Origin of the sequence: Flavobacterium sp., from assembly GCF_043720215.1 — a bacterium.
Classification (GTDB): Bacteria; Bacteroidota; Bacteroidia; order Flavobacteriales; family Flavobacteriaceae; genus Flavobacterium.
The window spans coordinates 1-10729 of sequence record NZ_JAYSSZ010000154.1 but is presented as its reverse complement, the minus strand read 5'-3'; the positions used below and the strand labels follow the sequence as shown (position 1 = coordinate 10729).

The 10729-nt window shown below is 32.5% G+C and carries 7 protein-coding genes; 3 read left to right on the top strand and 4 right to left on the bottom strand.

Going from position 1 to position 10729, the window contains the following annotated elements; all coding sequences use genetic code 11:
- Nucleotides 1-1315: T9SS type A sorting domain-containing protein (locus ACHZC3_RS07370; protein ID WP_394759220.1), on the top strand; the 1315-nt coding region annotated here is incomplete at its 5' end.
- 2 nt (nt 1316-1317) lie between these two features.
- Nucleotides 1318-3378, top strand: a complete 2061-nt coding sequence (locus ACHZC3_RS07365) for a M13 family metallopeptidase (protein ID WP_394759219.1) — start codon at nt 1318-1320, stop codon at nt 3376-3378.
- A 51-nt stretch (nt 3379-3429) separates the two neighbouring features.
- On the opposite strand, the gene ACHZC3_RS07360 is transcribed toward ACHZC3_RS07365, so the two are convergent.
- The 4 genes from ACHZC3_RS07360 to ACHZC3_RS07345 form a co-directional block, all read right to left on the bottom strand.
- On the bottom strand, nt 3430-5373 hold the full coding sequence (locus ACHZC3_RS07360; RefSeq protein WP_394759218.1) for a S9 family peptidase: 1944 nt from the start codon (nt 5371-5373) through the stop codon (nt 3430-3432).
- A 163-nt stretch (nt 5374-5536) separates the two neighbouring features.
- The gene (locus tag ACHZC3_RS07355; protein WP_394759217.1) at nt 5537-7090 is read right to left on the bottom strand and encodes an aldehyde dehydrogenase family protein; all 1554 of its coding nucleotides are present in this window, start codon (nt 7088-7090) and stop codon (nt 5537-5539) included.
- A 129-nt stretch (nt 7091-7219) separates the two neighbouring features.
- On the bottom strand, nt 7220-8761 hold the full coding sequence (locus ACHZC3_RS07350) for a glycine--tRNA ligase (RefSeq protein ID WP_394759216.1): 1542 nt from the start codon (nt 8759-8761) through the stop codon (nt 7220-7222).
- Between the two features lie 144 nt (nt 8762-8905).
- A complete protein-coding gene (locus tag ACHZC3_RS07345; RefSeq protein WP_394759215.1) occupies nt 8906-9760 on the bottom strand; it encodes a hypothetical protein in 855 nt (284 codons plus the stop codon).
- Between the two features lie 67 nt (nt 9761-9827).
- Here ACHZC3_RS07345 and ACHZC3_RS07340 point away from each other — a divergent pair, with 67 nt between their 5' ends.
- Nucleotides 9828-10511, top strand: a complete 684-nt coding sequence (locus tag ACHZC3_RS07340; RefSeq protein WP_394759214.1) for a ComF family protein — start codon at nt 9828-9830, stop codon at nt 10509-10511.
- The last annotated feature ends 218 nt before the right edge of the window (nt 10512-10729 follow it).

Below are 10729 nucleotides of genomic sequence, written 5' to 3'. Positions count from 1 at the left end.
TACTCTAGGAGTTTATTATAGAGATGACTCGATGACACAATGGGAACCATTTGAAGCTAACTTACCAAATGTTTCTGTTTCAGATTTAGAAATCAATTTAGAAGACAATATTATCACTGCTGCAACATATGGCAGAGGTATTTGGCAATCTCCAATACCTGTTGAAGTTCCTACAAATGATGTTAAATTAGTATCGGTTAATGCGCCGACCCTAAATATTAATTGTGGCACATCTATTTCTCCAGAAATAACAGTAAAAAACAATGGTGCAAATTCGATATCTTCAGTAAATATAACTTACGGCTATAATGCTTCTCCCCAAAATTATACCTGGACAGGAACAATTGTTTCGGGAGCTTCTCAAAATATTATTTTACCTAGTTTAACTATTAGTTCCAAAGGAGTATATAATTTAACTGTAACATCTACTATAACAAGTGATGCCTATTCAGATAACAATACCGGCATTACGCCATTTTATGTAAATGATTCAGGAACAATAGGTGTTGTTAATCCTTTTGAAATAGCGACTACTAATTTACTTACGTTTAATGACGGTTCAACAACAAGTCAATGGCAACGAGGAATAAATGCTAATGGTGTGCTTGCTACTCCTGCAAACAATGTTTATACTACAAATTTTACAGGGAATTATCCAGATAATATTAAATCGTATTTATATTCTCAGTGTTATGATCTTACTAATGTTGTTAACCCTTTTATTAAATTCAATTTAGCTTTCGATTTAGAGAACAATTGGGATATTGTTTATGTACAATATTCTACAGATCTAGGACAAACATGGAATTTACTAGGAACACAAGGAGCTACTTGGTATAACAGTAATAGAACACCAGCCACTTCAGGAACAGATTGTAACAACTGCCCTGGAGGACAATGGACAGGAACAGATACAGCTTTGAAATTATATTCATATCCATTAACTAGTTTGATTGGTCAGTCTAATGTAATTTTTAGAATTGTTTTCCATTCAGACGAATCTGTAAATCAATTAGGTGTTGTGGCAGATAATTTTGTCATTGAAGGAACATTATCTAATGAAGATTTCGAACTAAAAAATATTGCCATTTATCCTAATCCATCAACAGGATTGTTTACTGTATCAACTGGCAATAAAGCAATAGATAAGGTTGAAGTTTATGATGTGACAGGAAAAATTGTGCTATCAGTAAATAACTTTTCAGGTGTAAATTCACAATCTATTTTAGATATGAGAAATGTTTCAAACGGAATTTATTTTGTAAAAATATCATCAGAAAATCAGAATATAGTAAAAAGAATAATAAAAAATTAACCATGAAAAAAACTTTTATAACTGCTAGTTCATTAGCAGTTTTTTCATTAGTCAGTTTGGCTGGTAACGCACAAGAAAGTGTCAAACCAAAAAATCCAGGAATCAATATAGATTTTATGGATAAAAATGTAAAACCAGGAAATGATTTCTTTCGTTTTGTAAACGGGACTTGGTATGATAAAACAGAAATTCCAGCAGACAAAACCCGTTGGGGAAGTTTTGATGAATTGCGCCAAAATACCGATAAAGATGCTTTAGCTATTTTGAAAGAAGCAGCTGAAGACAAAAAACTAAATCCAAAATCAGATCAAGCAAAATCAGTAAGTGTTTATCAAACTTACATGGATACTATTTCAAGAAATAAACTTGGAATAAAACCAATAAAACCTTACTTAGCAAAGATTAATTCGATCAAAACAGCCCAAGATGTAAACAATTTACTTATTGAAATGGAGCCTGTTGGCGGAATTGGATTTTACGGAGTTGGTGTTGGAGCTGATGCGAAAGATAGTAATAAAAATGTGGTATATCTTGGACTTGGAAGCTTAGGTTTGCCAGACAGAGAATATTATGTTTCTGACGACAAAGATTCTAAAGAAAAACGTGAAAAATATGTTCAACACGTTACAAGAATGCTACAATTCTTAGGTACTAATCCTGCTCAAGCTAAATTAGATGCAGATAAAATATTGGCCTTAGAAATAGCTATGTCAAAACCAAGATTTGATAGAGTCGAACTTCGTGATGATAGAAAAACTTACAACCCAATGACTGTTGTAGAATTACAAAAACTAACACCTTCTATAAATTGGAAAAAATATTTAGATGGAGTTGGTTTAACTAATTTAGAATCAATTGTTGTATCTCAACCAAAATATGTTACTGCATTAGAAACTATTTTTAATGACTCCAAAATAGAAGATCTAAAAGCTTATATGCGTTGGACTTTATTAAGAAAATCAACAGGAGTTTTATCTGATGAAATAGAAAAAGCAAATTGGGAATTTTATAGCAAAACATTGCAAGGTGCAAAAAAACAACGCCCTAGAAACGAAAGAGCGTTACAAGTTGTAAACGGCACGGTTGGTGAAGCATTAGGTAAATTATATGTAGAGAAAAAATTTCCAGCAGAAGCTAAAGCTAAGGCTAAAGCAATGATTGACAATGTTATTCTAGCTTACGAAAACAGAATAAATAATTTGACTTGGATGTCTGCCGAAACCAAAATTAAAGCTGTCGAAAAACTCCACAAAGTAACAATCAAAATCGGTTATCCAGACAAATGGAAGGATTATTCTAAATTAAATGTAAAACCAATATCAGAAGGTGGAACTTATTATGAAAATATAAAAAATGTTTCTCGTTGGAATTTTGATGAAAACATTGCGGACTTAAAAAAACCTGTTGATAAAACAACATGGGGAATGTCTCCTCAAACCGTAAATGCCTATTACAACCCGTCCTATAACGAAATTGTTTTTCCAGCAGCAATTTTGCAACCGCCATTTTATGATTACAAAGCAGATGAAGCTGTAAATTATGGAGGAATTGGAGCTGTAATTGGTCATGAGATTTCTCACGGATTTGATGATTCTGGTGCAAGATATAATGCAGACGGAAACTTAGTTGACTGGTGGACAGAGGACGACTTAAACCAATTTACAGGACTTGGCGGAGCTTTAGCAGATCAATATAGTGCATTGGAGCCGTTACCTGGAACTCATGTAGACGGAAAGTTTACATTGGGTGAAAATATTGGAGATTTAGGTGGAATAAACGCGGCTTATGATGGTCTTCAATTGTATTTAAAACAAAACGGGAATCCAGGTCTTATAGATGGTTTTACACCAGAACAAAGATTGTTTATCTCTTGGGCAACCATTTGGAGATCGAAAATGAGAGATGAAGCTATTAAGAATCAAGTAAAAACAGATCCGCACTCGCCAGGAATGTACAGAGCTTATGTACCACTTACAAACCTTGATACTTTCTATAACGTATTTGATATAAAAGAAGGAGACAAACTATATGTGAAGCCAGAAAACCGAGTTAGGATTTGGTAATAATGGAACAGAAAAATAGCGAGTTTTTTAAGGCTCGCTATTTTTTTACTCTTATTTCAATAAATATTCTTCCATAAATCGAATCACGGCAAGTCGCTGGTAATCAACATTGGCTTTTTTTCTAAAACCATGTCCTTCATCTTTAGCTTCCAAATACCAAACTGTATTTCCTTGCGCTTTTAACTTGTCGCGCATTTGTGTTGCTTCGGTAACAGGCACACGTGGATCGTTTGTTCCTTGAATAATAAACATAGGTTTCTTAATTTTATCGGTATTGTTTAACGGTGAAATTTTTTCCAGAAAAGCATACATTTCAGGTTCTCTTTCATCTCCATATTCTACTCTTCTTAAATCTCGACGATATTGTTCAGTGTTTTTCAAAAAAGTATTGAAATTTGAAATCCCCACAATATCTACCGAACATTTTATTCTATCTGCATAATGAAAAGCTGTCGCTAAGGTCATATAACCTCCATAACTTCCACCCATAATCATAATGCGTTCTTTATCTAACTCTGGTTGTAATGCAATCCAATCTAAAAGAGCGCCAATATCTTTTACCGAATCTTCTCTTAAAAAGCCATTGTCTTTAGCAATATATGTTTTACCAAAACCCGACGATCCACGAACATTAGGGCTAATTATCACAACTCCCATCTCATTTGTATAATAGTTGTTTGAACCTAAAAAAGAAGCCATCGATTGACCCTCTGGACCACCATGGATAGAGATTAGAACTGGTCTTTTACCAGTAAATTTAGCTGAAGCAGGATAATAAAATCCTGAAATTTTTAAATTGTCAAAACTTTTCCATTCAATAAATTTTGGAGAAGACATATCTTCTTTTTGCATTTCACCCAATTCACTTTCTGTCCAACGTTCAATTTTATTTGTTTTTAAAACCAATTTGTACACATCAGAAGAAGAGTCAGCCGTAGATTGTGTAAAAAATAAGCTTTGTCCGTCTTTAGTAAAATTAATACCACCAATTAATCCTACAGGAATATTCTTAACTTCCGAATTAATTTTAGAAACTGGATTTAAAACATATAATTTATTCAAACCTCCTTCGTTTGTAATAAAAACCATTTGTTTTTTATCTTCCGATAAAACATAATCCTCAACATTACAAGGAATGGACGAGGTGTGATACGTTGTTGTTTTTGTTGCTAAATTAAACGTAGCCAAACGCTGAAACTCATTGTCTTTATCAGTAATAAACCAAATTTCATCAGCTATATTCGAAAAACCAGCATTGGTTTGCACCACACTTTTATCATTTCGATTAGTTATCGCGGTAAGTTTACTTGTTTCTGTTTCTAATAACCAAATATGAGATTCGTTAGCCGAGACATATTCACCTATCAACAATTTTTTTCCATCGTTTGAAATATCTTGAATACTCCAGCCACCACCTTTTACTTCTAAAACAAGTTTGGTTGATTTAGGATCATTTGGATTCATATAATAAATATCTCTATCTCCACCATTTCTTTTGGTAGAAGTAAAATAAAATCCAGATCCATCTTTTTTCCAATTGATACCACCATTTTGAGAACGACCGCCATCGGTTAGTAAAGTAGATTTTAAGGTTTTTAGATCTAATTTGAAAAGCTGACCAAATTCATTACCGCCAATATCTTTAGAATAAACCAAATAATCTCCCTTTGTAGGCTCATAACTAGCACTCCCAACTGGTTCGTCAAAAAAAGTAATTTGTTTTCTTGCACCTAGCGGCTGACTCACTTTATGCAATTGAGATGTAGAACCAAATCGGGTTGCAATGATAATTTCATTCTTAATAGGATTTACTTCTGATAAGGAAGCACCTCTAGCTTCAGAATATTTTTTTACCTGAACAGCTAACTCTTTTGGGATTTCTGCAATGTTTTCGCTGATTAAATTTTCATTAGGGACAATAACATTCTTTTTATCTTGTGCTTGAAGGCATAACCCAAACAACAATACGATTAAAAAAAAAAATCTTTTTTTCATGATTGATGATTTTATAATTAAGAAGCTAAATTTACTAAATATTGTTGTTTCGCTTTTAAAATTAAAAATATTTTGGCATTATATTAACTCAGAGACTCCTATAAAAACAAAAACGAGACTATTACGTCTCGTTTTTTTATATATAATTTTGGGTAATTAATTATTACAAATCAAATTTAATTCCTTGTGCTAAAGGCAATTCATCCGAATAGTTTATAGTGTTTGTTTGTCTTCTCATGTATACTTTCCAAGCATCAGATCCAGACTCACGCCCACCACCTGTTTCTTTTTCTCCACCAAAAGCACCACCTATTTCTGCACCAGATGTACCGATGTTTACATTAGCAATACCACAATCTGAACCAGAGAAAGATAAGAATTTTTCTGCTTCTTTCATGCTATTTGTCATAATTGCCGAAGATAATCCTTGAGCAACTCCGTTTTGTACTTCGATTGCATTTTCAACTTCGCCACTATATTTCATTAAATATAAAACGGGAGCAAAAGTTTCGTGTTGTACAATTTTATAGGTGTTTTCAGCTTCAATAATGGCTGGTTTTACATAACATCCAGATTCGTAACCTACACCTTCTAGAACTCCACCTTCAACTAATATTTTCCCACCTTCTGCTTTTGCAGATTCAATGGCAGATAAATAAGTGTTTACCGATTCTTTATCAATTAATGGTCCGATGTGATTTTTTTGATCTAAAGGATTACCAATTGTTAATTGCCCATAAGCACCAACGATAGCATCTCTTACTTTATCATAAACAGATTCATGAATAATTAATCTTCTTGTAGAAGTACATCTTTGTCCTGCAGTTCCTACAGCTCCAAATACTGCTCCTGGAACTACTACTTTTAAGTCTGCAGTTGGAGTAATGATAATGGCATTGTTTCCACCTAATTCCAGTAATGATTTACCAAAACGTTGTGCCACAGTCGAACCAACAATTCTTCCCATACGAGTTGAACCTGTTGCAGAGATTAATGGAATTCTTACATCGGTAGTCATCATTTCACCTACTTTGTAATCTCCATTTATAATACAAGAAATACCTTCTGGTAAATTATTTTCTTTCAATATATCGGCAATGATATTTTGACAAGCAACGGAGCATAATGGTGCTTTTTCTGAAGCTTTCCAAACACATACATCGCCACAAATCCAAGCTAAAGCGGTATTCCAAGCCCAAACAGCAACTGGAAAATTAAATGCTGAAATAATTCCAACAACACCAATAGAATGCCATTGTTCTCTCATGACGTGACTTGGACGCTCTGAAGGAATGGTTTGCCCATTCAATTGTCTTGATAAACCCACTGCAAAATCACAGATATCGATCATTTCTTGAACTTCACCATAACCTTCTTGTAAAGATTTACCCATTTCGTAAGAAACTAACTTACCCAATGGCTCTTTTAATTCTCTTAATTTATTTCCAAACTGGCGAACGATTTCTCCTCTTTGAGGAGCTGGCATAGCTCTAAAACTAATAAACGCTTTAGTTGCACTTTGCATTACTCTTTCGTAATCTGCGGCAGTAGTTGCTCTTACCTTTCCTATTAATTGACCATCTACTGGCGAATAACTTTCTAATAATTCTCCATTTGAAAACCATTCACTTCCTGTTGAAGTTCCTTCGTTTATTGCTTTTACACCTAACTGTGCTAATGCTTCGTTCATCCCGAATTGTTGTGCTATTGTTGACATTATTTTCAAATTAATTTTTGCAAAGTTATAACTTTTTGTTTAATCGTGAGTTGGATAGGATTAATAAAAAACACCTTAATTCATATTCTATGTATTAAGGTGTTTTAAGTAATTATATTCGTTAAGAAACTACATCTTCATCAACCAATTTTTAACTGAAACTTCATTGTTAATAATATCTCGTAATTCAGAAATTTTAACTCGATCTTGTTTCATAGTATCACGATGGCGAATTGTTACCGTTTCGTCTTCTAATGTTTGGTGATCTACAGTAATACAGAATGGTGTTCCTAGAGCATCTTGTCTTCTATATCGTCTTCCAACAGCATCTTTCTCGTCGTAAGTTACATTGAAATCCCATTTTAGATCTTCGATAATTTTTCTAGCAACTTCTGGCAAACCGTCTTTTTTTACCAATGGTAAAACGGCAGCTTTTGTAGGTGCTAAAACCGATGGCAATTGCAATACCGTTCTTGTTGAACCGTCTTCTAATGTTTCCTCTTTTAATGAATTTGAGAAAACTGCCAAGAACATTCTATCTAATCCGACTGATGTTTCTACCACGTATGGTGTATAATTTGAATTGGTTTCGGTATCAAAATATTGTAATTTTTTACCTGAAAACTTCTCATGCGCTTTTAGATCGAAATCGGTTCTAGAATGAATTCCTTCTAACTCTTTGAATCCGAATGGGAAATTAAATTCAATATCCGCAGCAGCATTAGCATAATGTGCTAATTTTTCGTGGTCATGAAAACGGTAATTTCCTTTTCCAAGTCCAAGGGTTAAATGCCAATTCAAACGGGTAGTTTTCCAATATTCGTAATATTTCATCTCTTCGCCTGGTTTTACAAAAAACTGCATTTCCATTTGTTCGAATTCACGCATTCTAAATATAAATTGACGGGCAACGATTTCGTTTCTAAATGCTTTTCCTGTTTGAGCAATTCCAAAAGGAATTTTCATACGGCCAGATTTTTGAACGTTTAGAAAGTTCACAAAAATACCTTGTGCTGTTTCTGGACGCAAATATAAATCCATCGCAGATTCTGCTGAGGCTCCTATTTTTGTTCCAAACATTAGGTTAAATTGTTTTACTTCGGTCCAATTTCTTGATCCTGAATCTGGACAAGCAATTTCTAATTCTTCGATTAGTGCTTTTACGTCGGCTAGATTTTCCGTTTCTAACGAACGAGCCATTCGTGCTAGAATTTCGTTCTTTTTAGAAAGATATTCTACTACACGAGCATTTGTGGTTACAAATTCTTCTCGATTAAAGCTTTCGCCAAAGCGAATACTTGCTTTTTCGATTTCTTTTTCTGCTTTTTGATTTAATTTTTCGGCATAATCCTCAATTAAAACATCAGCTCTATATCTTTTTTTGGAGTCTTTATTATCTATTAACGGGTCATTGAAAGCGTCTACGTGACCTGAAGCCTTCCAAGTCGTTGGATGCATTAATATTGCAGCATCAATACCTACAATATTTTCGTGCATTTGCACCATCGATTTCCACCAGTAATCGCGTATGTTTTTCTTTAACTCTGCTCCGTTTTGTGCGTAATCATAAACAGCACTTAAACCATCGTAAATTTCGCTTGATTGGAAAATAAATCCATACTCTTTTGCATGCGAAATCACATTTTTAAATAAATCTTCTTGTTTTGCCATAGTAGTGCAAAAATAGGAAAAGAGAATGAAAAATTTAGAAAAAAATAATCAAAAAAAATACCGCTAATTTGCTAATTACCTGAACAACTTATTAAAGTGTTAAATTAGCGAATTAGCAGTGATATATTATTCTAAATCTATCTATTACTTTAGTGAGAAAACGGTATTTCCTATTAAGTTGATTCCTGAAAAAATATTTATTTCATAATCGCCTTTAGACATATCGGTTTTATTTGGATCTACAAAAACGCAAACATCTAACTCTTCGTTGTCGTAAAAAATATTTGTTTTTGCACTAAAATTTAGTAATCTGTCTCCAGATTTAAAAGATTCGCCGCTTTTATTTACAACCTTGTTATTCGGATTTACAATTTGAATGTACAAATCTTTATTCCCTTTTAGAGCAGCTTTGTTTTCTAGTAAAGTAAAGCAAACTTTTATTTGTTCTGTATTGCTAAAACGTTTTGTTTCTATGATATTATTAGATAATATTTTTATTCCATTAGCATAAACATTGGTAGCTGTCAAATTTTTAGAAGCCACAAGAATATCTTCGTTGTAAGAGTTTTGTTTTTGTAATTCTTTATTTTTTGTAATTAAAACATTTACTTGATTGGTAAGATTTTTGTTTTCATCAGATTGGTTTTTTAAAACATCTTTTAAAGAATCTATTTTAGAAACATAAATATTGCTATTAGTTTGGATAGACGATACCTCTGTTTTTACTTTTTTAAAATTATCTTCATCAATTATCTTTTCGCTTTCCGAAGTTAATTCTTTTGAAGCTACTAATTGTTGGTTTTTCAAAACTTCAGAATCATAACGATTGAAAATTTCTTTCAAATCATTTGTATATGTTTTTTTGTCTAGTTGTATGGTTTCTTTAAGTTTTTTATTTTTACTTTGGCTTTCGTAATATTTTACTGCAAAGACAACTGCTGTAGATATAAATACAACAGTAGCAAACTTTATTGCGGCTAAGGAGTTTCTTACGGTCATTTGGGGAAATTTTAATTTTTTCTAAAAATATAAATTATTTTATGTTATTTCAAATAAAATCGATAAAATGCTAAAAAATCTGATAAAATTATTTTTTCCTGAAGTCTGTTCTGGTTGTTCAAAGATACTTTTTCCTAACGAAACTGTCATTTGCATTACTTGCAGACATAACTTACCATTAACAAATAATTTATTAGTAACTACTAACGAAGCTTTCAAAAAATTTTATGGAAGACTGCCTGTCGAACACGTTTCTGCCATGCTTTATTACCATAAAAAAGGAATCGTTCAAGAACTTATTCATAACTTAAAATATAGAAATCATCAAAATATAGGAACAGTTTTAGGAAATTGGTATGTAGATGACTTAAAAAATTACAAAAATTTAAATACAATTGACCATGTAATTCCAGTTCCGTTACATAAAAAAAGATTTAAAAAACGTGGTTACAATCAAGTTATTACTTTTTGCGAGGCTATTGCTAATGGACTTGAAAAAAAATTGGATCACACAATTCTCATTAGAAATGAGTATTCTATAACCCAATCTAAAAAGAGCTTGAACAATCGTAATTCGGTATCAGATACTACTTTTCAAACTCAACATTCAGAGATTCATCATAGCAAACATTTTTTACTTATTGACGATGTCCTTACCACTGGAGCAACTCTTGAAGCTTGCGGAAAAGCAATTTTAAAAATACCTGGAGCCAGACTTAGCATCATTACCATAGCAATGTCTCAATCTTAAACATGCATTAAAAGATTAAACAATTTTAAAATTATTTCGTTTCCACTAAATATAGTTGTTATTTTGTAAAGGTTAAATTGAGTTTCATGAGAAAAAGTAATATTCTTAAAGTTGTTTTTTGTACGCTACTTATAGTTGTAAGTTGTGCTAAAAGAGGCACCATAACTGGTGGAGACAAAGATATTCTTCCACCAAAAATTACATCAAGTTCCCCAAAG